The organism is Microbacterium sp. AK031 (assembly GCF_024807145.1).
Taxonomy (GTDB): domain Bacteria; phylum Actinomycetota; class Actinomycetes; order Actinomycetales; family Microbacteriaceae; genus Microbacterium.
In genome coordinates this window covers 405,835-428,059 of the sequence record NZ_JANUCA010000001.1, presented here as the reverse complement: position 1 = coordinate 428,059, position 22,225 = coordinate 405,835, and the positions used below count along the sequence as shown (strand labels likewise).

The following is a 22,225-nucleotide window of genomic DNA, read 5'->3' as shown; positions in this document are numbered from 1 at the left end:
TCAGGGGTAGACCGTGATGGCGTCCTGCGCGGCGGCACCGGCCCAGATCGGCCAGCCTGCCATCGCGTTCGTGCCCGCCAGTGCGACCGCGGCATGCAGCGGAGTGTCGGTCGTCAGCGAATACGTCGTGTCCTCGGACACGTCGACCACGATGGATCCCTCCGCCGGCACGGCGAAGCTCTCGCCTTCGCCGCCGGTGACCGGCGTGAGGGTGACGGATGCCTCGGTACCGGCGGGGTTGACGATATGGATGCGCGGGTCCGGCCCGTTCGGGACGGCGAACGCGACTTCCCCTGAGAGCGCGGGAGCCGGTGTCATCCACGTGAAGTCTGCGCCCGCGCCGATGCCGGTGACCTGCCGCACCGCCCCGACGACGGGCGCCTCGGCCACGACATCGACGGTGTACGTTCCCGGTGCCAGCTCGTCCAGACTCACTTCTGTGGGGACGGTCGCATCCAACGGCACGGAGATCTCCTGCGCCGGCCCGTCCTCTGGGCGGATCGTGAGCGTGGCCTGGGTGGCCTGGGCTGTCGCCATCAGGCGCAGCACCGTGACGGCTGAATCGGCGCTCTTGGTGAGAACCTGAACACCAGCGAAGGTGAGTTCCGTGCGCGGAGCACCCGCCGTGTCCTGCACGTCGATTCCGGACGGATCGAGGGTGCGGATGAGCGACGACTGCAGCACGGCACGCAGCGGGGCGCCGGCGGCGGTCACACGCACGACGGGCTTCTGAACTCCCGCCGCGACGGACGACAGCGGCACCGCGAGCTGAGTACCCGCAGGCACGAGGGTCTTCGTCGAGGACTGCTCGATCCCGAACACCGTGATCGTCGCGGTGGCCGTGACGTCACCGGGATTGGACAGGATGACGAGGTCGCTGGTGCCGGTCTCGACCGTTCCGCCGATGAGCCACGACTCGGTGCTCGGCTCACGGCATGCGCTGGCGGCCAGACCGGAGAGGTCTTCGGCAGCCAGGGAGACCGATTCGGCGGCGGCGATGGTCGCGGTGGACCCTCGCTCGGCCGCGCCGACGAGCTTCAGCGGGCCGGCGGCAGGACCGCCGAAATCGGCGGTGAAGAGATCGGATGCAGTGAGTTCGGTCCCCTCACCTGTCTCGCCGCGCTCGGCGGTGAGGGCAGCCCCTCCGGCCGATGACATCTGGCCGGCGTTCTGTGTGTTCCTGCCGATCGCTCGGAACGCGCCGTTGCACACGAGTGTCGTGTCGCCCGTGGTGGGCGTGACTGACACCTGTGCCGGTTCGTTCACGATTCCAGGCCACGGCAGCGCGACCGCAGCCGTGACTCCCAGGACACAGCCGACAGCGACGACGGCTCCGACCAGGAGACGGGCACCTGTCGCGACGACGCGGATCGCTCGATTCTGAGTCATCGCTTCTCCTCGGAGTCGGTCGTCAGTTCACGATCTGAGTCATCCGGCATATCCGCGGAGAATTCCTCCGCGGCATCCGACTGCTGCGCCGTCGCTCCATCGCCCTCGTCCGCGTCACCGTTCTCATCAGCGTCACGGTTCTCGTCAGCGTGACCGTTCTCGTCAGCGTCAGCGTGCTCGCCGTCGATCGCTTCGGCCTCTTCACCGAACTGCTGCTCATCGTGAGGCTCGTCATCCAGCCGATCGTCCGCACGTCTGGGGAAGACCATCGGCTCCTCGGGCGAGCGTCCGACGATCCGTGACTGCGCGCGCGCGGCCCGTCGCGATGCACGAGTGGGAATGGCCAGCAGGAGCGCGGCGAGCAGCACGATCAGCTGCAGCGCGGTGACCGCTGTGGCTGTGCCCTCTTGAACGTTGCTGAGCGAGGCCCGCTCGGAGGGCGTGGCTTCGAGGCGCCACAGAACGCCCTTGTCGGTCTCTCCGACCTTCACGAATCCTGCGCGCTGGTCGAGCGCGGTGACCGCAGCCACACGGAACGCCCGCGCCGCATCGGTCTCCTCAGCGTCGATCTGGTCGAGCAGCACGAAATGGATGCCGTGGGCGGCGAGTTCGCCGGGTGCGTCGAAGGTGCGCGTCGAAAGCAGATCCACCGAGAGCGCGCTGATGTCGGTTCCCTGCGGCTCGGTCGCGGTGCTGAGCATGCTCGTCTGCGCTCCGAGGGTTTCGCTCGCACCCCATACGACTTCTGCGGCCAGGCCGCCGTCGTTCTGCGGGGTGAGGACGAGCGTCGCGATCTCGCGATCGCCCTTCGCCTCGGCTGCCACGAACGCGGGGAGGGTGCTCTCCGGACCGTCCGTGAGGACGGTGCGGTCGGTGTGCAGTGCTGTGAGCGCCGGTACGGCGCATACGGCGAGTGCGAGCCCGGCGACGGTCACGGCGGCCACACGCAGCCGTGGAAGCGTCACAGCGGTATCGAGCGTGACGAGCGCCGCCCCGACGACGCCGACCCAGGCGAGACTCAGACCTGAGCCCGGCCAGATCTCCACCGGCACTCCCTGAGAGAAGCTCACGGTCACCCCGACGCAGAGGAATGCCGTCGCAAGGCCCGTCATGGCGACGACGAGCAGCGTGATGCCCGCGCCCCACCGTGGCGCGACCGCCGCGGCGAGAGCCAGCAACACGAGCGGCGCGATGAGCAGCGGTGCCCACACCGCGATCGCAGGGGCGATCACGTCGGTCCACCCTGCGAGATCCGCGGTGGGGAAGCCTGTCGCCAACAGCATCCGACCAGCGCTGTCCGCGGCGACCTGAGGGCCCGCCCATACCAGCCCCGGGTCGGCGAAGATCGCCCAGAGGTTGCCGCCTCGCACATGCCAGATCACGAGTGGCGCGAAGAGCACCGCGGTCGGCGCGAGCAGCCAGAGCAACCGAACCGCGCCGTGGAACCACCCGCGGATGAGCACGATCACGAGCGCGACGGCCCAGAGCAGTCCGAGGCCAGGGGCGAGAGCCGGCGCACAGGCCAGCACGGCGGCGAGAAGGATGGATGCTGCACCGGCGGCGCCCCACGAACGGTGTGCGACGACAGCGGCGTGGAAGAGCCAGGGCAGCAGCAGATGCAAGAGCACAGCGGCCGGGCGCCCTTCCACCAGGGCCGTGAGAAAGGTCGGCGCCAGCGCCCATGCGACGCCACCGAAGATGCGCAGCCCGCCACGATCGGTGATGCGGGTGGCTGCGAACCATCCGCCGAGCACGGCGAGAGGCAATGCGAGCAGCCAGAGCAGCACCACGGCGAACGACGGCGCACCCGCCCACAGCGTGCCGAGCACTGCCACCACGCCGGAGAACGGGTCTGCGGGACCGATGATCCCCACACCGATGCCGCGCTGTCCCCACGCGGCATCCTCCCAGAGCGCCGCGACGGTGTTGCGCAACGGAAGCAGCGCTCCACCGCCGAGCGCCGGCCACGCCAGAAGCGTGAAGAAGGACGCGACGCCGACGACGAGAGCGCCGAGCACCGCCCAGGCGCCGCCGCCCGAGAAGAAGTTCAGGGCGCTGAGGGCGCCGCCTTCGCTGCCGTGGCCGTCGTCGAGGCGCCGATGAAGCTGCGCGCGCGTGATGCGCAGCGGCGCGATGCTGGACCAGTTCGCCGTGCGAGAGGACCGGATGCTCTGCCGCGACCGCGCCACGGCGCCGACACGCACCATCGCCATGACCGCCGCTCCCCATTCAGGGAACACGGATGCCGGACGTTTGCCGATCAGATGCACGATTGTGCGCCACAGCGCGAGCGGCAGCAGCGAGAGCCAGTGCAGCGGCACCGCGGCTGCCGGCGCGTAGGAGAGGCGCCGGTGCAGCTGTGCGAGTCGTGTGGCGTAGGCACGCTGAGATGCGTTTCGCGGGAGTGCTGCCGCGCCGTCCGGGCTCACGGACACGCGTGCGCTCGGGGCGAGCACCACACGCGCACCGGCGAGACGCGCGCGCACTCCGAGGTCGAGTCCTTCATCGGCGCCGGCGAGCGCGGGGTCTGGCCGCAGTCGATCCCGCATTTCGCTGCGGACCAGGATGCCGCGGATGTCGGCGCCGAGAGCGTCGTCGTTCCTGTCGTGCTGACCCTGATCGAGCTCGCCTGCCGCCAGCTCGACCGAGCGGCCGAGCGTGGTCATGGTCACCCCGAGAGAGACTAGCTCGCGCTCGTTGTCAGCATTCACGAGCTTCGGGGCCGCAAGGGCCGCGGATGGCGAGCGCTCCAGTGCACCGGCGAGCTGCGCGAGCGCCTGCGGATGCGGCGCGGTGTCCTGGGCGAGCAGCCACATCGCGGCACCGTCGGCGACCCTCGGGAGGGCAAGCTCCACGGCGTCCGCGTACGAGGTTCCGCCGCGGGCTTGAATGATGCCCTCGACAAGGCCTGCGACGACGTCGCTGGCGCGCACGTCAGAGCCGTCGCCACACACGACGAGGGTGATCGCATCGGCGCGTCGGGTCTGAAGAGTCAGGGCGTCAAGCGTTCGCAGCAGCTGCGCACGCGCGGAAGAGCCGGGGCGCGCAACGATGATGGCATGAACTGGGGTAGGCATGGCCTGGTCAGCCTATGCGCTGAGTTCGCCGACGATCGTCATCGCGCCCGGCGAGCCTGCCAAGCTATGCAGGATCAGCCGACGTGTCGCTTGAGCTTGCGGCGTTCGCGCTCGCTCAGACCGCCCCAGATGCCGAAGCGCTCGTCGTTGTTCAGTGCATACTCGAGGCATTCGCCCCGCACGTCGCACGACGAGCAGATCCGCTTCGCATCACGGGTCGAACCGCCCTTTTCGGGGAAGAATGCTTCAGGGTCGGTCTGGGAGCAGAGAGCATCCGTCTGCCAAGCGAGGGTGCCATCGTCATCAGGCTCGACTCGCCTGACCCCGGGGACCCCGAGATTGACCGGATCAACAAACCAGTTCTCGGGAACGTCGGAACGGTAACCCGTCATGTCGCTCTCCTTGCCCTTCAGAATGCCCCCCACCGGGCCTTGCTGAACTAATTACACCCGTGTCATTCGCTGCGGTCAAGTCGCAGATACTAAAGCCTCAATCGGCGATTGAAGGTTCACGGCGTGTCTACGGCGTGTCGTGTCAGGCGGGACTCAGCGCTGCGGCCATCCGGGCGTGTCGAATCGTCGAGTGAACCGCAGGGTTGCCAGCGTGAACTGCAGGTTGCCAAGGAGGGGATGTCAGGAGAACTGCACGTGGGTCTGCGGGTGATCGATGAAGACGTCGCCGTGCGGACTGGTCCACTCGATCCGTCCGCCGGAAAGCTGTCGGGCCGCCCATCGATACTTCGCATCGACGTCCGGATGCTTCAGCGAATGATGTCGCCGGCACAGGTGACTGAGGTTTCCGCACGACGTCGGCCCGCCTCTGCTGTGCTCGCGAGTGTGATCGAGATCGCATCGCCGCACCGAACCGGCGCAGCCCGGAAAGCGGCAGCGGCCGTCTCGTGCTCTGAGATATCGGCGCATCTCGGCGGTGGGTCGGTAGCGGTCCGTCGCCATCACGATGCCGGAGCATCCGTCGAGGTACAGGCGATCCCAGCCCGGCGCGACGCTCGCGATCTCTCGGATGAGGTCGGCATCAACCGGACCGCAGCCTGGCAGATCGGCGGGAGCATCGGAAGCACCCGCCAGTGCCGCTGCGGGAATCGTCACCTGGATGTGACCCCGTATCGCTTCGGCACCTGCGGCGGCCACCGTCTCGGCAGATGCTGCGAGCAGCAGATCCATCATGACGTCGGCTCGCGCCTGATCCATCGTGCGCGGGTCGTCATGGGGCGCACTTACCCCATCTTCTGCATCGTGGACGAGGTCTTCTGGGATCAGCGACACGTCTTCCCACGTGATCGGTTCCTTCTCCGCATCACCCAGGCAGGCGCGGATCTCGGAGGAGTTCGGATCCCTCGCGAGACGCGCGAGCCTGCTCGCGCGGTCCAGCGCGGCATGCGCGAGCACCGAGGAAGTCATGATGTGCAGCTCTGCCTGACCGTCATCGAAGTCGTCCACCCAGACACGGCGCGCGTCGTGCCCCTTCTTCCTTCTCTCAGCAGCAGTGACACCTCCGTGCTTGGCCGCCAGCATCCGCGCCACAGACCTGACCCGGTTCGGGCTCTCTCCTGATGCATAGTCCACCGCGGCGATCTCGTACGCGAACCGATCCGTCTGATCCGAGATCTGAGCCCCGGCGTCGGTGATGATGCGCGCGTGGGTGGGACTGATCTGCGCGCTCTCCAGTGCCTGGAACGTCACGGGGAACTTCGCCACCAGCGCGTACCCGTTCCACATCGCCGATTCCATCGTGCGAGAAGAGATCCTCCCCGCTGCACTGAACTCCGCCACGAGTGAGCGCACGGGGATGTCGCGCATGTCTTCGGCACCCGTGCGCTTCTCGCGTTCGTCCAACGCTTCGGCGAAGGCATCGTGAAGGAGCGCGGCCTCGCGTGCGTGAATTCGCGCCTTCTCTGCCTGGATCTCCAGCCACGCGGCCATGCGTCCTGACGCCGTGTCCGGCGGGGTCGAGGTAGTCAACGTTGACATGACTCCAGAGTAGTACATATAAACGATACTTGTCCAGAGTTTGCTCGAACTTTTATTCGAGCAAATGTCAGATGCCTGACTGTGCGATGAACGCCTCGCCCGTACCGTTCAGCTGCAGGGAAGTCTCGTCGGTCGCGAAGACCGCTGATCCGACCGGCACGGCCAAGGCCGCGCCATCCGCGCCCTTGACGGCGATCTCTCCCCCGGTGGCGAGCACCATCGCCGGACCGGACACATCCAGCGACATCGGCGCGCCGTCGAGCACGACGCGTCGCAGCGCGAAGTCGGGAACGTCGACCGGATACTCGGTCACTGCCTCGGAAGACGGCGCCAGCACCGGCACGGCGGCGGGCGCTGTATCGAGCACCGAGAGCAGTTCAGGCACATCGATGTGCTTGGGCGTCAGCCCTCCACGAAGCACGTTGTCGCTGGCTGCCATGATCTCCACGCCCAGACCGGAGACATAGGCGTGCAGGAGACCTGCACGCAAGAAGATCGCCTCGCCGCGGCCGAGCACGATGTAGTTCATCAGCAGCGCTACGACGACGCCGGGGTCACCTGGGTAGCGGTCGGCTATCGCTCGCACTGCCGAGAGCTCTGCGGCGAACTCCTCCGACGACGCCCCGGCGAGCGCGGCGATGATCTCGTCGACCTCGGCCTGTGCATCGCCGGAAAGCAGCCACCCCACAGCATCCCTCAGCACGTCCTCGTCGCTGCCGCCCTCAAGATGCTCACGGAGGGCACGCACGCCGGACGACTCGCCCAGCGAGGCAAGCAGGCGGAGGGTGTCGGCGACGGGTCGCAGCCCGCCGAGCGCTTCGAAACGGTCGCTGAGGGCGACGATGAGCTCAGGCTTGTGGTTCGCATCGCGGTAGTTGCGGGCCGGGTCGTCCGCGTCGAGCGACTGCTCCCTGCTCCAGCCGTCTCGCGCCTGCGCGATGGTCGGGTGCACCTGGATCGAGAGCGGAGAGCCGGCGGCGAGCAGCTTGAGCAGGTAAGGAAGCGTGCCGCCGGTCACGACGTCGAGCGTCGATCCGTCAGCCACCTCGGCGGGGTCACCGGGGTGGTCACCGAACCACACCTCGGCTTCGGGCGCGCCGGTGGATTCCCGTCCCTCCAGATCGGCGAGGAGCGAGGTGGACCCCCAGGCATAGTCACGAGGGGCATTCGACAGACTCAGAAGCATGAGGCCAGCCTATCGATCCGAGCCGTGGCGCAGCGATCTGACGGTGTCGGGGCGGTAGCCTGAAACCGATGGCGCAGTACACGAAGCATCCAGTGAAAGCCCCGCCCACCGCGCCGGATCGCGAGTCGACGGGGCATCTTCTGTTGCGCGGCTACGTCATTCTCGTCTTCATCGTCGCCTTCGCCCACACCGCGCTGTACAACCTCGTCGGAGTGAACGGCGCCGGTGCCGTGATGATCGTGCTCACGCTGGCGGCTCTCGCGATCGGGATACCGATGATCGCGCGCGCCGAACCACATCCGTTCCCGTGGCGGCGCCTCCCGTGGTCTGCGCTCGGATATGTGGCCCTCGCATTGGTATCCGTGGCGTGGTCGCAATGGCGACTGCCAACGATCATCACCTGGCTGCTGCTGGCTGCCGTCACCGTGAACGCCCTGCTGATCTCGCACGCCTTCAGCTGGCAGGAGATCGTGCGCGCGCTCGCGTCCGCGTTCAAATGGATCCTCGGCCTGTCGCTCGCGCTCGAGTTGTGGGTGTCGCTGGTGGTGCACGCACCGCTGCTGCCGAACTTCCTCACGCTCCCCGACGGTGAGGTCGACCCGCACTGGTACTGGGTGCGGGACAACCTCTTCGACGGCGGGCGCATCCAGGGCATCGTCGGCAACTCGAATGTGCTCGCGATCATCAGCCTGTTCGCGATCGTGACCTTCGGTGTGCGCTTCGCACTGCGCGCGCGCTGGCGCACCACCCTCGTGATGTGGATGCTGCTGGCGGCCTATCTGATGTTCAGGGCGTCTTCCGCGACCACTTATGTCTGCGCGCTCGCCGCCGCCGTCGTGCTGATGGTGGCACTGCTGATCCGCCGGGCGCCCACACCCGGCGCGCGCGCCCGGATCTACGCGATCTGCGGCGGGGCCGTCGCTGTCGTCGTCACCACAGTGATCGTCTTCCACCGGCCGCTGTTCGAAGCGCTCGGGCGCAGCGCCGACCTCACCGGCCGCACCGACAAGATCTGGACGAAGGTGCTCGAACGCGCCGGCACTCACCCCGTGTTCGGCAACGGATTCTCCAGCCCGTGGATTCCTTCCGACCCGGCGTTCGACGGCTGGATCACCGACCACGGCATCACCGTGTTCCACGCCCACAACATGTGGCTCGACGTTCTGCTGCAGCTCGGTGCGGTCGGCGTCGTGCTGATGGCCGCCGCATACTTCGGCCTGCTGTGGCGCGCGTGGTTCTTCGCTGCTGATCGACCGCGCTGGAATCTCCGCGCTGACCGCCCGTACTCGCCTCTGACGCTGCTGCCGCTGCTGTTCACCGTCATCCTGCTCGTCCAGGGACTCGCCGAGTCCACTCCGATCATGCTCTGGGGATGGCTGATGCTGGTGCTGTTCTCGTTCAAGATCAAGTCGGTGCCGCTGGTCGGCGTCGGTCTCGACGAGCAGTCCCGCGTCACTGAGCGTGGCAGCAGGGCCCGGCGCATCCCGTGACCCCCACCCAGGAGCGATTCGGCCGGCTGCTCGGCTCTGTCGAGATGGCGCGCGCCTACACGCTGGCGGCGCTCACCGCCACGTTCGGCTCGTTCATGATCGAGCGCATGACGTCGACGACCACCTACGCCACGATCATCGCGCTGCTGTGCGTACTGGGCGTCGCGATCCTGTTCGTGCGGCGCGAGGAGCTCTCGCTGCTGCGAATCGCACCCTCTTCACTGTTCGCGTTCCTCGCGCTCGCCCTCGCCAGCGTGTTCTGGACGACGGATGGGTCGGACACGCTGGTCGGCTGGGCATGGACGTTCGGCTTCGCGATCCTGGCGATCACGATCGGCCATATCCGCGACACTCTGCAGACCGTCCGCGCGATCGGCGACACTCTGCGGGCGCTGCTGCTCGTCTCCCTCGGAATGGAGGTGCTCTCCGGAATCCTGATCGACGTGCCGATCGCTTTCCTCCAGATCGAGGGGAATCTGGCGCTCGGCGGGCCGGTGCCGGGCATCTTCGGCACCCGCAACATGCTCGGCTTCATCGCGGTGATCGCGCTCATAACCTTCTTCATCGAGTGGCGCACGCAGTCCGTCATCGCCCCCATCGCGATTCCATCGATCGCTCTCGCAGGTTTCCTCGCTCTGGTCTCGGCGTCGCCGACCGTGCTGGTGCTGGCCGTCGCCGTCGGCGTGGTGACTGCCGCACTGACGATCGTGCGCCACGCGCCTGCCGCGCATCGCAACCTCGTGCAGTGGATGCTGGGGGCCCTGGCGGTCACGTCGCTCGCGGTGGCCTTCGCGTTCCGGCATCCGATTATCGCCTGGATGGGCGCAGGATCCGATTTCTCGATCCGCGCCGATCTGTGGAACCAGATCCTCGACTTCGTGGCGATCAGGCCCATGCAGGGATGGGGGTGGTTCGGTGCTTGGCAGCGCGGCGAGTATCCGTTCACCTACATCAACTACCTGCTCGACGACCAGCATGAGACGGCGTTGAATGCCTTCTTCGATGTGCTGCTGCAGCTGGGAATCGCCGGATTGATCCTGTTCCTGATCCTGGGCGGTGTCGCTCTGATCAGATCGTGGCTGGTGGCCAGCGTGCGGCACTCCGTCGTATACGCCTGGACGCCTCTCGTGCTCGTGACCCTCGCCGTGGACTCGATTTTCGAGAGCTTCACGCTCGCGGGCGCCGGATGGTTTATGCTCGTGCTGTGTGCGCTCCGCGCGGGGCAGTCGCGGTCATGGCGCGAGAACATCGACGCAGCGAACACGGGGGTCATCCCTACGCTGCGGCCGCAGGAGTGACCCGGCACTGAATCGAGGCCGTTGCACGGTCGGATGGGCGCGCTCTGCGTCGTTCCACATGACCGGAAGGTAGGCTACTCGGTGCCCGCTGAACCAGCCGAGCGCCCATCCGGGCGGGGCGAAGCAATCCCGGAGATCTCGCCCGTGACCAACGTTCTACAGCACGTCGTCTTCCCTCTCGACCGCGACCCCGACCTCCTACCGCTGTATGTCGATCCGGAGACATGGTCTGTGATCGACGAAAAGCCGGTACGTGTCTCCAATCGTGCGCACCTGGGCAATATCTTGAGCCGACACAGTGCACGTATCGTCGCCGGTCAGCGCGACTCGTTTGGCACATATTTCAACGCATTCCCGGCGTCATACTGGCAGCACTGGACAAGCGTTCGCCGAATACGGTTGACGGTTCGAACGACCGGTTCGGCAACAATTCTCGTGTATCGCTCGAATGGATCGGGCGTGCGCCAGCGCGTCGACACGTGCGAGGTGGTCGGCGACGCGGAGACGTCATTCGATCTTGCTCTGACTCAATACAGCGACGGCGGCTGGATCTGGTTCGACATCGTCGCCGATTCGCAAACCGCTGTCCTTGAAGGCGCAGAGTGGACTACTGAACAGGAACCGACGCGCGCAGGCAAGGCATCGCTCGGCATCACGACCTTCAACAAACCGGATTACTGTATCGAAACGCTGCGAACGCTGGCAGCTTGGCCTGAAGCTCTTGAGTTCGTCGACCGAATCTTCCTCATCGATCAGGGCACCCAGCTCGTGGCCGAGCAGGAAGGCTATGCCCAGGTCTCGGACGACCTCGGCGACACGCTGCAGTTGATCCACCAGCCGAACCTAGGTGGCTCCGGCGGTTTCGCGCGAGCAATGTACGAGACTCTGCAGCGGTCGGGAAACGACTTCGTGCAACTGCTCGACGACGACGTACGGCTCGAGCCGGAGTCACTACGACGTTCGATCGTCTTCGGCCAGTATGCGACAGATCCCTTGCTGGTGGGCGGTCACATGTTCGATTTGCTCGATCGTTCCAAGTTGCACGGATGGGCAGAGGTTGTCGACGAGGCGCCGTTCATGTGGCGCGGTCTCTATCAGGAGAAGATGCCTCACGACTTCGGTAAATCGAATCTGCGTCAATCGACGCTGCTTCACATGCGGATGGACGCCGATTACAACGGCTGGTGGATGTGCTTGATCCCGCTCGATGCGATCCGACAGCTGGGTCTACCTCTGCCGGCTTTCATCAAGTGGGATGACGCGGAGTTCTGCCTCCGTGCCAGCAAGGCTGGATTCCCCACGGTCTCGATGCCGGGCGTCGCCCTGTGGCATGTCTCATGGGTCAACAAGGACGACACGATCGATTGGCAAGCGTACTTCCATGCGCGCAACCGTATTGTGGCTGGGCTCTTGCACTCGAATATTCCACGCGGGGGCCGACTGCTAACACATAGCCGACGTGTCGATCTCAAGCACCTCATGATGATGCAGTACTACCCCGTCGCCCTTCGCGCTCGTGCACTTCGCGACGTGCTGTCGGGCCCGGAGCATATGCGTCAGAACCTCTTGACAGCCATGCCCTCGGCCCGCGCGCTAGCCGCGAAGTTCCCCGAAACTACGGTGCATCGAGACCCCTCGACTGTCTTGCGGTCACGCCATGGCCGGCAGGTGTTCGAGCCGCAGAAGCCGACCGACGGCCCGAGCGGGCTGCGTCTTCGCTGGTTCACCCTTTCCGCGCTCTTGTCTCACTGGTTGCGCGGACCGAGCGCGTCCAACATCGATCAGCCTCAGGTAGAGTTCGGCAAGGAAGACGCATACTGGTGGCGAGTGCCTCACTTTGACAGTGCGCTGGTCAGCGCCGCCGACGGATCGGGCAAGAACGTATATACGCGTGACCGCGCAAAGTACCGATCAATGCTGCGTGAGACGATGCGTCTGCACGCAGAGCTCAAGCGCCGCTGGCCGGAACTGCAGGAGCAGTATCGGCACGCGCTCCCGGAACTCGTGTCCCCCCAATCCTGGCAGCAGATCTTCGAGGAGAAGGCATGACCGCGGCGCCCGCTGCATTCGACCCCGCGTCGGCGACGATCGTCATCGTCACATACAACCGCTCGCATCTGCTCACCCGCCTGCTTGAAAGCATTACCGGGATGAATCCGAAGCCAGGGCACGTCGTGATCATCGACAACGCCTCGGCCGACGACACCACAGAGGTCGTGGATTCGTTCCGCGAACGCGTCGGCACGGAAATCGTCTACCGCAAGCTCGAGACGAATACCGGTGGCTCCGGCGGCTTCAGCGAGGGCATGCGCACGGCCTACGAACTCGGGTCCGAGTGGATCTGGATGATGGACGACGACGTCGAGGTGCTCCCCGACGGCCTTGCGCGCATGGGCAAATGGACGCCGCGGTTCAAGAGCATCCAGGGACGTAGATACGACTACGACGGCAGTGAGTTCTACTGGCAGTACCGGATCGCCGAACGGATGGGCATTCCGATCCCGTTCGCGCCGGCCGGGTTCGACGCGTCGGGATTCAAGGAGATGAACAGCGGATGCTTCGAGGGCATGTTCATCCACCGCTCGATCGTGAAGCAGATCGGGCTCCCCGATCATCGCTTCTTCATCTACTGGGATGACCAGATGTACGGGTGGCTCGCTTCACGGCTGACCACCGCAGTGATCGTTAATGAGTTCGTGCTGCGCCGCACCCGCGAGATCAAGCAGTGGGACATGGGCGTTCGCCATATGAACGCTTCGAGCAACGCCTACCGTTACTACATAATGCGCAATCGAGCGTACCTGAAGCAGTACTACCGCGTGCACGATACATATAACCCCGTGCTGTTCGGCCTGGGTACGACCGCGACGTTCTTCAAGGAGCTCATCCGGCTGCTCTTCGTCGAGCGCACGGTGCGCGGCACCAGCAACCTGTTCCGCGGCATCCGCGACGGCGGGAAGATCGGTCGCGACCGCACCTGGGCGCCCATGCCTGCATTGGAGAACTGATGAGCGACGAGCAGCCCCGGGCCGAGTGGATCTTCCCCGAAGAGAAGAAGAGCAACAAGGGACGCGTGTGGTTGATCGTCGTCTTGTCGAGCATCGCGGTGGCGATCGTCGCAGCGCTGCTTTTCTTGTTCCTGCCGCGCCAGGATGCTGCTCCTGGAGCGACAGCCAGCCCGTCTCCATCTTCAACGTCGGCCCCGTCGCCTTCGGCACCCGCGACTGCTGAGCCGACACCGACGACGCCCGTCACTGAAGCACCCGCACCACCGGATCCGGACCTAGGCACGTTTCGCGAGAAAGTGAGCAACCTGCTGAGCGACGCGGACACCGGACTGGGGTTCGTTGCAGGAACGAGCGGGTCCGACACTGTAGGGCTGATCGATCAGCTCCTCCAGGATGCGCAGCGGCTTTCCGACGCACAAGCCCCGTCTTCGATCGCGCCTGACTGGGTGGCAGGCGTCGACGAATATGCGGCGGAGCTTCAGAGAATGCGCACCGACGCCGCCGACGGCGGATCGCCAGGAACCTCTGTCGCCAGCGAGAAGGTGGCAGCACTTCGGGGCCTACTGGGCGAGTAATCGCGAGAGCGGTCTATCGAGCTTCCAGGCGACGCAGCCGCTCTTCGTAATGCGCAGCGAGCTCCAGCCGCAAGCGTGCCCGCTCATGCTCAAGACGGGCCTGCACGAGTGCGTCAGCATCGTCCCTCGCGGCATCACCAAGCTGTAGTCGCACCCATTCGAAGCGCTGCTCGAGAGCCGCGACTTGCGGTGCGATCCGGTCGAATTCGGACCGGAGGAATGAGAAATCCGCTTTGCTGCCATCAAGGCGGGCCTCATAGTCCTTCTGGGCTTGTTCCAGGCGTGCAAAAAGTTCCTCGGACCGCAGGTTGAACCTCTCGTCGAACCTGGCGTCCACCCGGCGGTAAACGGCATCGTCGAAGCGGCGACGGAGTCGATTCAGCATTAATTCCTCAATCACTCGGGTGATTCAACGATGATATTCAATGCGACCGGAATCAACCCACGACTTCACAAGCCTGGATTCGAGTTCGATCACGTGTTCGATCCCCACTGGGGACGAGTCTCCGTATGCGTGGTTCCACGCCGTCTGTTCAGGCTCATCGATGAACGAGAAGCCCGCGATATCCACGTGCGCGTCGGGGAACAACCGTGTGGCAATCCAAAGCATTACCGTCCCAGTCGTCGCCCATTGCCCACCAGTGCGCGGATCGAGTCCCATCGCCCTGCCCAAGGGGAGCACCACTTCACGATTCGGGATGGTCAGGCATCCGAGATCTCTCGGCCAGAACTCGGGTAGTTTCGGGTTTTCAAACAACAACCGACCCGGCTCAATCATGAGGTACAAGCGGTCGCCGTACTCGTGAAAGAACCAGGGTGTGGGGCGAACTCCACGGTTGAAAACGACGATGTCCGCCCGCTTGCCGACCGCTGGCGGAGCATCTACGTCGTCCACCCGGAAGCCGTTCACTCTGAACACGACGTCGGCATTGTCGATGGTCGCCGCCCGTTGGGCAGACGCCGCCAACGGTTGATTTCCCACTACAGCTATCCGGCGGACCGGCTCAGCTGACGCATACGTCAGGGCAAGAGGTCGGATTGAGTCGTAGAACGTCCGTTCCGCCGCCGCCGCCGCCGAATCCTCGCCTTCGAGGAGTTCTTCAGAAGTTCGCATAGCTTCTCAGCTTAGAGCACGGCGCTCCCCCGCCGTAGACGGCGCGTCTAGTGTTGTAGTCGTGAACTCTATGCGCACTATCTCTCTCTCCAACGCGTCCATCGGACGCGGGCAGCCGGTCTTCACAATCGCCGAAATGTCCGGCAATCACAACGGGAATCTCGACCGCGCACTCCGCATCGTGGACGCGGTTGCAACGACGGGCGCTAACGCGCTGAAGATCCAGACATACACGCCGGACACCCTCACGATTGATTCCGATGCGCCAGCATTCCGTGTCGCCGGCGAGCATGGATTGTGGGGCGGTCGGAACCTGTACTCCCTGTACGAAGAAGCGCACATGCCGTGGGAGTGGCACGACGCGATCTTCGCCCGTGCTCGCAGCCATGGACTGATCCCCTTCTCGACGCCGTTCGACCCCACCTCGATCGAGCTGCTCGAGGGCCTGGGAGTCGAGATGTACAAGACCGCTTCCGCAGAGATCGTTGATGTGCCGCTACTGCGTGAGGTTGCCCGAACAGGAAAGCCGATGATCGTCTCGACAGGAATGGCGTCGTTGTCTGAGATAGACGCAGCCGTCAGCGCAATCCGGGACGCTGGCGGCACACAACTCGTGCTCTTGGCCTGCACTGCCGCGTACCCTGCGCAGCCAGAAGAGGCACGGCTGGGAAACATCCAAGTGTTGCGGGACGCCTTCGACGTACCAGTGGGCCTCTCCGATCACACGCTCGGGATCGGTGTCTCGGTCGCCGCTGCTGCGCTCGGCGCCGTCGCGATTGAGAAACACGTGACCCTTGACCGCAGCGATGGCGGAGTGGATGCAGATTTCTCCTTGACTCCGAGTGAGTTCAGCGCTCTCGTCGTCGCTGCAGAGCAAGCGCGTGTGGCAGTCGACAGCGGGGTGAGGTTCGGCCCCACAACGGATGAGCAGACCGTCCTCGCATTGCGACGTTCACTGTACGTGGTTGCAGATGTGACGGCCGGGGATGCCGTGACCTCTGAAAATGTTCGCTCGATTCGTCCTGCGGGCGGTTTGTCGGCCGATAGCTTTGCGCTCATCGAAGGGCGCATGTTCACGCGCGACGTTCAACGGGGTACAGCTTTGACCTGGGATCTGCTCTGACTACCAGAGCTCATCCAGTGGGAAGTCGCCACTTCGCACGACGCTCGAATCCGTCCGCATCTGGCGGCGCCTGCGGAAGATAACCGGCGGCGCTAAAGAGGCGTCTTGATGCACCGTTGTCGATGTGGATGTCAGCAACCATCCGGAGCGGAGGATCGAACGTCAACGCCGCCTCTGCCTCCGAAAGCACGCGACGACCGTATCCCTTCCGGCGGTGCTGGGGCGCGATCGTGACCGAGACTTCCCAGTCGATCGGCGCTCGACGATCCCACCGGACGGTGGCGATCGGCTCGTTCTCCGACTCCACGATGAGCAACTTCCGATGAGGGTCGGTGATCGCCTCCTGCAACCAGGAGCGATGAGTATCCCACTCAAGCGCCTCACGCGTCCGAGACTGACGTCTCGCACTCTCATCGTTACGCCAGTCGAACAACAGTCGCGCGTCTCCGATTTCGGCTGGGCGAACGGCGAAGGGCTTCGATGTTCGCTCAGTCGGCTCTTGGGCTGTGTCTAGCAGTTGCTCCCACGCTGAGACGATGCGCCAAGCACCTCTCCCGTCCAGCGCTTCTCGGAGCAGGCGACCTTGCTGATCAAGCCCTTCAGAGTCCGCCAAGAACGTCGCCAAGTCACCCACACGATCGTCGAGGTCGTGATGCGGCGGAAGCCCGAGGCCGATCGCGAGACCGGCGCCTATCACGGCTTCGTAGCCCCCGCGCTGGTTGTCCGCCACGCAGATCAACGCCATCGGCAACCCCATACAGGCGAAGTCCCAGACCGAAGTTCCGGCAGCGCTGATCACCAAGTCATGCTGACGCGCGAGAGCAGGCAGATCCTCGACGAAGTCGACGATCTCGACGTTCTGCCGCGATTCGACTGCAGCTTCTGCAACGCTTGCGCCTGCCCCGACTGCAACGACCGTCACATCCAGTGGGAAGGAAACCCGACCGAGCGAACGAATCACGCGTGGGGTCAGTCTGTGAGGGTCCGTTCCACCCATGACGACGAGTACCCTCGGCCTGGAGCCGGCGGACTTCTCAGCGTCACGAGAACTCAGTACCTGACGACGAACGACGGCAAAGTCGACGCCGACGAGATGAGCGATACTCAGAGACGGTCGGGAGAAGGCGCGTTCTGCGCCCAAGTTCGAGTCGATCGCGAGGTCTGCGGGTCGCACACCATAGGGACCGTCCTGCATGTTGCTCACCAGGACTTCGTTGTCCACGATGGATGGGAAGTCGTCGTACGAATCCAGGTGAAGCACGTCAACGCCAGCAGCGAGCGCTGCACGAATGTCATCTTCCAGAGTCCGTGCGCTCGTACGGACGATCTCGACTTCTGGGCACAAGCGTGCGAGAAGGGACGCCGCTGGATCGTCGAGGTCGCCGATCAGACTCGCATGCCATCCCCGAGATACCGCCATCTGCGCCAGCCCAAGGCACCTCATGAGATGCCCCATTCCGACGTCAGCGCCCGCGTTGCAGTGCAGAAGCACTCGCCGATCCTTCATCTGCCCAACGATAGGATAGATCTGCGGCGCAAGCAGGAAAGCGCACACATCGCATGACGGTTGAGGGAGACAGAGTGTCGATTCTTGAGGGTTCGAACATCCTCGTCACAGGCGGCACCGGCTCGTTCGGCAAAGCCTTCATCGACTATGCACTGAAGCACCTGGCGCCCCGGCGCCTGGTGGTCTTCTCCCGCGACGAGCTGAAACAGTACGAAGTGCGCCAGCAGTTTCAGAATGACCCTCGACTGCGGTGGTTCATCGGCGACATTCGCGATGAACGTCGCCTCGCGCGGGCATTGCACGGGGTCGATTACGTCGTGCATGCCGCCGCGTTGAAGCAAGTGGATACGGCCGAGTACAACCCATTCGAGTTCGTCAAGACGAACATCCTCGGCAGCCAGAACGTCATCGAGGCGTCGATAGACGCGGGTGTGAAGAAGGTCGTCGCGTTGTCCACGGACAAGGCATCGAGCCCCATCAACCTGTACGGTGCGACGAAACTGACCGCCGACAAGCTCTTCATCACAGGCAATCACTATGCCGCTGCGTATGACACGCGATTCGCAGTGGTTCGCTACGGAAATGTGATGGGGTCTCGCGGTTCCGTGATTCCTTTCTTCGAGAAGCTCGGAGCGGCTGGCGAGCCCCTACCGATCACTGACCTCCGTTGCACGCGGTTCTTCATCACACTCCCTCAGGCCGTTCGCATGGTCATCGACACTTTCGACCTCATGCAGGGCGGAGAGCTGCTCGTGCCGCGCATTCCTTCCATGAAAGTCACCGACCTTGCGCGCGCGGTCGCCCCAGATGCAGAACTCGTCGATGTCGGGCTCCGTCCAGGAGAGAAGCTACACGAGGAGATGATCAGCCCTGAGGAGGGTCGACGAGCGGTCATCGTGCAGAACGGCGACTACTTCATCATCCAGCCTGACCTCGCGTCGTGGGGCTATGCCATTCCCAGCGACGCCAGTCGTGTGCCGGAGGGGTTCGCATATCGCTCGGACAGCAACGATCAGTGGTACACCCGCGAGCAGATCGCCGACATCATCAAGGCTGGCATCTGACGATGTTGCCCTATGGCCGGCAATCCATCTCTGAAAGCGACATCGCGGCGGTCATCGAAGTCCTCCGCGGCGACTGGCTCACTACCGGGCCAGCGGTCGCGATGTTCGAGGCTAGAATCGCTGAGATAGCCGGTGGCCATCGGGCTGTCACGACGACATCCGGCACCGCGGCGCTGCACGCCGCCTACGCCGCTCTCGGGGTTTCTACCGGTGACCGAGTCGTCTCGACCCCGATGACTTTCGTCGCAACCACGTCGATGGCCTCGATCCTCGGAGCGACGATCGACTTCGCGGATGTCGAAGAGGACACTGCCCTGATCGATCCGAACGCGGTCGATGCTGTCCTCGACGAACGGACGAAGGTGATCGCGGCGGTGGATTATGCGGGACATCCTGCAGACTACGACCGGCTTTCTGCGTCCGCTTCCAGAGTCGGTGCGCGAGTACTCGACGATGCCGCGCACTCGATCGGCAGCTTCTACAAGGGGCGTCCGGTTGGCGACCTCGCAGATATCACCACCTTCTCGTTCTTCCCGACGAAGAACCTGACTACTGGCGAGGGCGGGGCCGTTGTAGCCAAGGATCCCGTTCTGGCGCGACGTGCGCATGAGTTTCACACCATCGGGCTGGTGCGCGACCCCAAACGGTTCCGCATCAGTTCCGAAGGAGCATGGCATCAAGAAGTGCATGAGTTCGGTGTGAACTACAGGCTGACCGACATCGCCAGCGCACTCGGCGTAGCGCAGCTTCGTCGCCTGGACGAGTTCAAGCGACGCCGTGCGGAGATCACACGACGATACGATCGAGCGCTCGGAGAGCTGGATGGCGTGCGACTTCCGGTGCAACGCGGTGACGTGGATATCGTTCGCCACCTCTATCCCGTCCGAATCCTTGATGGACGACGGCGCGAGATCTTTGACAAGATGCGCCTTCAGGGGATCGGTGTTCAGGTGAACTATATGCCCGTCTACTGGCACCCTGTGTACGCGGACGCCGGATACCGGAGAGGGATGTGCCCGAATGCCGAAGCCTTCTATTCCGAGGAACTGTCCCTTCCGATTTACCCGGATCTCACCGATTCACAGGTCGATCAGGTAATCGATACGCTTGGCAGGGCGCTGCGTTGACCGGGATCGGCATAATCACGCAGGCCCGGATGACGAGCACTCGTCTACCTGGAAAGGTGCTGCTCACCGCGGACGGTCATTCCATGCTCGCCCATCAGCTGCACCGGTTGTCCTCACTTAACCTCATAACGGTTGTCGCCACCACGACCAACGCTACCGACGACCCCATCGCACAGGCAGCGGCCGACCTGCGGGTCGAGTGCTTCCGCGGAAGCGAGAGTGATGTCCTCGGGCGATTCGCGGGCGCGGCTGAGGCCTCCTCGCTCGATGTCGTCGTGAGAGTGACGGCTGATTGTCCATTGATCGACCCGAGTGTCATCGGCCGTGGTATTCGTCGCTATCTGTCGGTTGACGATGTTCATGCATATGTTTCCAACGTGCTGGATCGGACATACCCGCGTGGCTTCGATTTCGAAGTGTTCTCCACGCAGTCGTTGCGCGAGGCCGCTGAAGGGGCCACGACGCCGGCAGAGCGCGAGCACGTGACACCTTATATCTACACGAATCGATCCGGTCACACGACTCTGCACAGCGTTCGACGCGAGCATGACGCGTCCGCGTACCGGATCACACTTGACACTTCAGAGGATCTGACACTGATCCGGCGCTTGATCACAGAGCACCGGGCGCACGAACTTAGCGCGGAGCAGATCATCAGAGTCCTAGATGCTCATCCCGAACTTGTTCAGATCAATGCACATGTCGAGCAGAAGAAGCTCGGACAGTAAAGCTACTGACTACGCCGCCGGTGTCGAGTCCTTGTTGTATCGGTCCAGCACCTCGTTGATGCCGCCATCCAGCACCAGTGTGCCCTTGTTGAGATAAAGGCCACGGGTGCAGAAACGCCGCAGGTCTCGTTCGTTGTGGCTGACGAAGAACAGCGTGCGCCCCTCGGCGAGTAGCTCATCGATGCGTTTGTAGCACTTGTCACGAAAGGCCTTGTCACCGACGGCGAGCACCTCATCGACGAGCAGGATCGGCTCGTCGAGCTGCGAGACCACGGAGAACGCGAGACGCACCTTCATGCCATTCGAGAGATGCTTGTAGGGCGCGTCCTGGAAGTCCTCGAGTTCCGCGAATACGATGATGTCGTCGTAGCGTCGGCTGACCTCGGCTTTCGACATGCCATGCAGACCCGCGGTCAGGCGTACATTCTCCCGCACGGTGAGGTCGCCGACGAAGCCACCGGTGATCTCGATGAGTGGCGCGACGCCACCGTTGACAGTGACCGAGCCCTCATCAGGGAGGAGCACCTTCGCGACGAGACGGAGCAGCGTGGACTTTCCCTGCCCGTTGCGCCCGACTACGCCGATCGACTCCCCCGGTTGGACCGTGAACGAGACATCTCGTAGAGCCCAGAATTCGCCGGACGACTTGCGGCGTGAAGCGTTGGCGAACAGATCTTTGAAATTGCGGCGGCCGCGCCGGTTGCGGCGAAAGCGCACACCCAGTCCGTTGACCTCGATCGCAGCAACCATCACAGCTCCTTCAGCACGGAACGCTCGAGAGAGCGGAACACCCACAGCCCGAGCAGGAAGATGCCGATCGTCATGACAACGCTGATCAGGATCGTCGTGGTGTGCCACTGGTCAGGGAAGAAGCCGACGCGGTACAGCGTGAAGATGCCGGCAAGCGGGTTGAACGCGCCGATCGTATCGAACGGAGCCGGCAGGTCATTGACGCTGTAGATCACAGGGGACGCGTAGAACAGCGCTCGGAGGATCAATGCGGTGGTGCGCTCCAGGTCGGCGTAGAGCACACACAGCGGTGCGACGAGCAGGCCGAGGCCCACGAGCAACACCATCTGCAGAAAGATGGCGACGGGGAACCACAGCAGCGACCAGCCGATGGTGATCTTGTCCGCGTTGAAGATGATGAACATGGCGAGCACGGGGATGGAGAAGAGGAACTCCATCCCCTTGCTCAGCACGATGCGATTGACCCAGATCGAGCGTGGGATCGAGGTCGAGCGCACGAGTCTGGCATCCTTGCGGAAGGCACGAGTGAAGTCTGAGACTGACGTGTTGAACCACACCCACGGCAACAGCGCGAGGATGAGGAAGACGATGTACGGCTGTTCACCGATGCTGCTCCGGTTGAACACCTGAGTGAACACGAACCAGTAGATCGCACTCATCACGAGAGGATCTAGCACCGACCACAGGTAGCCGAGCCAACTGGTGGCATAGCGGACCTTCAGGTCACGCGCGGACAGCAGCCACAGCGAATGCAGATATCGCCGGGGCGTACCCGGCGCCCCGACAGCAGCGTGACTCACG

General features: G+C 64.2%; 20 protein-coding genes. 10 read left to right on the top strand and 10 right to left on the bottom strand.

What is annotated here, in order from left to right; translation table 11 throughout:
• The 5 genes from HDC95_RS01945 to manA all read right to left on the bottom strand — a co-directional run bounded on the left by HDC95_RS01945 (position 1) and on the right by manA (position 7,640).
• Positions 1-1,389 (bottom strand): DUF5719 family protein, encoded by a 1,389-nt coding sequence (locus HDC95_RS01945; protein ID WP_259061496.1) that lies wholly within the window; start codon positions 1,387-1,389, stop codon positions 1-3.
• On the bottom strand, positions 1,386-4,466 hold the full coding sequence (locus tag HDC95_RS01940; protein WP_259061495.1) for a glycosyltransferase: 3,081 nt from the start codon (positions 4,464-4,466) through the stop codon (positions 1,386-1,388). The genes HDC95_RS01945 and HDC95_RS01940 overlap by 4 nt, the downstream gene beginning before the upstream one ends.
• Positions 4,467-4,540: 74 nt before the next feature.
• A complete protein-coding gene (locus HDC95_RS01935) occupies positions 4,541-4,858 on the bottom strand; it encodes a WhiB family transcriptional regulator (RefSeq protein WP_259061494.1) in 318 nt (105 codons plus the stop codon).
• A 240-nt stretch (positions 4,859-5,098) separates the two neighbouring features.
• Positions 5,099-6,454, bottom strand: a complete 1,356-nt coding sequence (locus tag HDC95_RS01930) for an HNH endonuclease signature motif containing protein (RefSeq protein WP_259061493.1) — start codon at positions 6,452-6,454, stop codon at positions 5,099-5,101.
• A gap of 67 nt (positions 6,455-6,521) precedes the next feature.
• A complete protein-coding gene (gene manA, locus HDC95_RS01925) occupies positions 6,522-7,640 on the bottom strand; it encodes a mannose-6-phosphate isomerase, class I (RefSeq protein ID WP_259061492.1) in 1,119 nt (372 codons plus the stop codon).
• A gap of 68 nt (positions 7,641-7,708) precedes the next feature.
• Here manA and HDC95_RS01920 point away from each other — a divergent pair, with 68 nt between their 5' ends.
• The 5 genes from HDC95_RS01920 (at position 7,709) to HDC95_RS01900 (ending at position 14,011) form a co-directional block, all read left to right on the top strand.
• Positions 7,709-9,130: an O-antigen ligase family protein gene (locus tag HDC95_RS01920; protein WP_259061491.1), complete on the top strand. Its 1,422-nt coding sequence runs from the start codon at positions 7,709-7,711 to the stop codon at positions 9,128-9,130.
• Positions 9,127-10,428, top strand: coding sequence for an O-antigen ligase (locus HDC95_RS01915; protein WP_259061490.1), 1,302 nt, complete (start codon positions 9,127-9,129; stop codon positions 10,426-10,428). The genes HDC95_RS01920 and HDC95_RS01915 overlap by 4 nt, the downstream gene beginning before the upstream one ends.
• A 231-nt stretch (positions 10,429-10,659) precedes the next feature.
• Complete coding sequence (locus HDC95_RS01910) at positions 10,660-12,477, top strand: glycosyltransferase (protein ID WP_259061489.1); 1,818 nt, start codon at positions 10,660-10,662, stop codon at positions 12,475-12,477.
• Complete coding sequence (locus HDC95_RS01905; RefSeq protein ID WP_259061488.1) at positions 12,474-13,436, top strand: glycosyltransferase family 2 protein; 963 nt, start codon at positions 12,474-12,476, stop codon at positions 13,434-13,436. Before HDC95_RS01910 ends, HDC95_RS01905 begins: the two co-directional genes overlap by 4 nt.
• A complete protein-coding gene (locus tag HDC95_RS01900) occupies positions 13,436-14,011 on the top strand; it encodes a hypothetical protein (RefSeq protein WP_259061487.1) in 576 nt (191 codons plus the stop codon). The genes HDC95_RS01905 and HDC95_RS01900 overlap by 1 nt, the downstream gene beginning before the upstream one ends.
• 13 nt (positions 14,012-14,024) lie before the next feature.
• Here the strand turns inward: HDC95_RS01900 and HDC95_RS01895 are convergent, their stop codons facing one another.
• Together HDC95_RS01895 and HDC95_RS01890 are read right to left on the bottom strand one after the other, a co-directional pair.
• Positions 14,025-14,396 carry a hypothetical protein gene (locus tag HDC95_RS01895; RefSeq protein WP_259061486.1) on the bottom strand — a complete coding sequence of 124 codons (372 nt, stop codon included), beginning with the start codon at positions 14,394-14,396 and terminating at the stop codon, positions 14,025-14,027.
• A 24-nt stretch (positions 14,397-14,420) separates the two neighbouring features.
• Positions 14,421-15,125, bottom strand: coding sequence for a glycosyltransferase family 29 protein (locus HDC95_RS01890; protein ID WP_259061485.1), 705 nt, complete (start codon positions 15,123-15,125; stop codon positions 14,421-14,423).
• Positions 15,126-15,195: 70 nt separating this feature from the next.
• Between HDC95_RS01890 and pseI the strand changes: the two genes are divergently transcribed.
• Positions 15,196-16,248, top strand: coding sequence for a pseudaminic acid synthase (gene pseI / locus HDC95_RS01885; protein ID WP_259061484.1), 1,053 nt, complete (start codon positions 15,196-15,198; stop codon positions 16,246-16,248).
• Positions 16,249-16,258: 10 nt separating this feature from the next.
• Here the strand turns inward: pseI and HDC95_RS16870 are convergent, their stop codons facing one another.
• Complete coding sequence (locus HDC95_RS16870) at positions 16,259-16,882, bottom strand: GNAT family N-acetyltransferase (RefSeq protein ID WP_396652665.1); 624 nt, start codon at positions 16,880-16,882, stop codon at positions 16,259-16,261.
• Between HDC95_RS16870 and HDC95_RS01880 the strand changes: the two genes are divergently transcribed.
• From HDC95_RS01880 to HDC95_RS01865, 4 genes are read left to right on the top strand one after another with little or no spacing between them, the layout of a single operon-like run.
• Positions 16,832-17,812 (top strand): hypothetical protein, encoded by a 981-nt coding sequence (locus HDC95_RS01880; protein ID WP_259061483.1) that lies wholly within the window; start codon positions 16,832-16,834, stop codon positions 17,810-17,812. The two genes, HDC95_RS16870 and HDC95_RS01880, sit on opposite strands and share 51 nt — an antisense overlap.
• Positions 17,813-17,829: 17 nt before the next feature.
• A complete protein-coding gene (pseB, locus tag HDC95_RS01875) occupies positions 17,830-18,819 on the top strand; it encodes a UDP-N-acetylglucosamine 4,6-dehydratase (inverting) (protein ID WP_259061482.1) in 990 nt (329 codons plus the stop codon).
• 2 nt (positions 18,820-18,821) lie between these two features.
• Positions 18,822-19,946, top strand: coding sequence for a DegT/DnrJ/EryC1/StrS aminotransferase family protein (locus tag HDC95_RS01870; protein WP_259061481.1), 1,125 nt, complete (start codon positions 18,822-18,824; stop codon positions 19,944-19,946).
• Positions 19,832-20,674: a glycosyltransferase family protein gene (locus HDC95_RS01865; protein ID WP_259061480.1), complete on the top strand. Its 843-nt coding sequence runs from the start codon at positions 19,832-19,834 to the stop codon at positions 20,672-20,674. Before HDC95_RS01870 ends, HDC95_RS01865 begins: the two co-directional genes overlap by 115 nt.
• 9 nt (positions 20,675-20,683) lie before the next feature.
• Here HDC95_RS01865 and HDC95_RS01860 read toward each other — a convergent pair whose 3' ends face one another.
• Together HDC95_RS01860 and HDC95_RS01855 are read right to left on the bottom strand one after the other, a co-directional pair.
• The gene (locus HDC95_RS01860) at positions 20,684-21,424 is read right to left on the bottom strand and encodes an ABC transporter ATP-binding protein (protein WP_259061479.1); all 741 of its coding nucleotides are present in this window, start codon (positions 21,422-21,424) and stop codon (positions 20,684-20,686) included.
• Positions 21,424-22,224, bottom strand: a complete 801-nt coding sequence (locus tag HDC95_RS01855; protein ID WP_259061478.1) for an ABC transporter permease — start codon at positions 22,222-22,224, stop codon at positions 21,424-21,426. Before HDC95_RS01855 ends, HDC95_RS01860 begins: the two co-directional genes overlap by 1 nt.
• Between the last annotated feature and the right edge of the window lies 1 nt (position 22,225).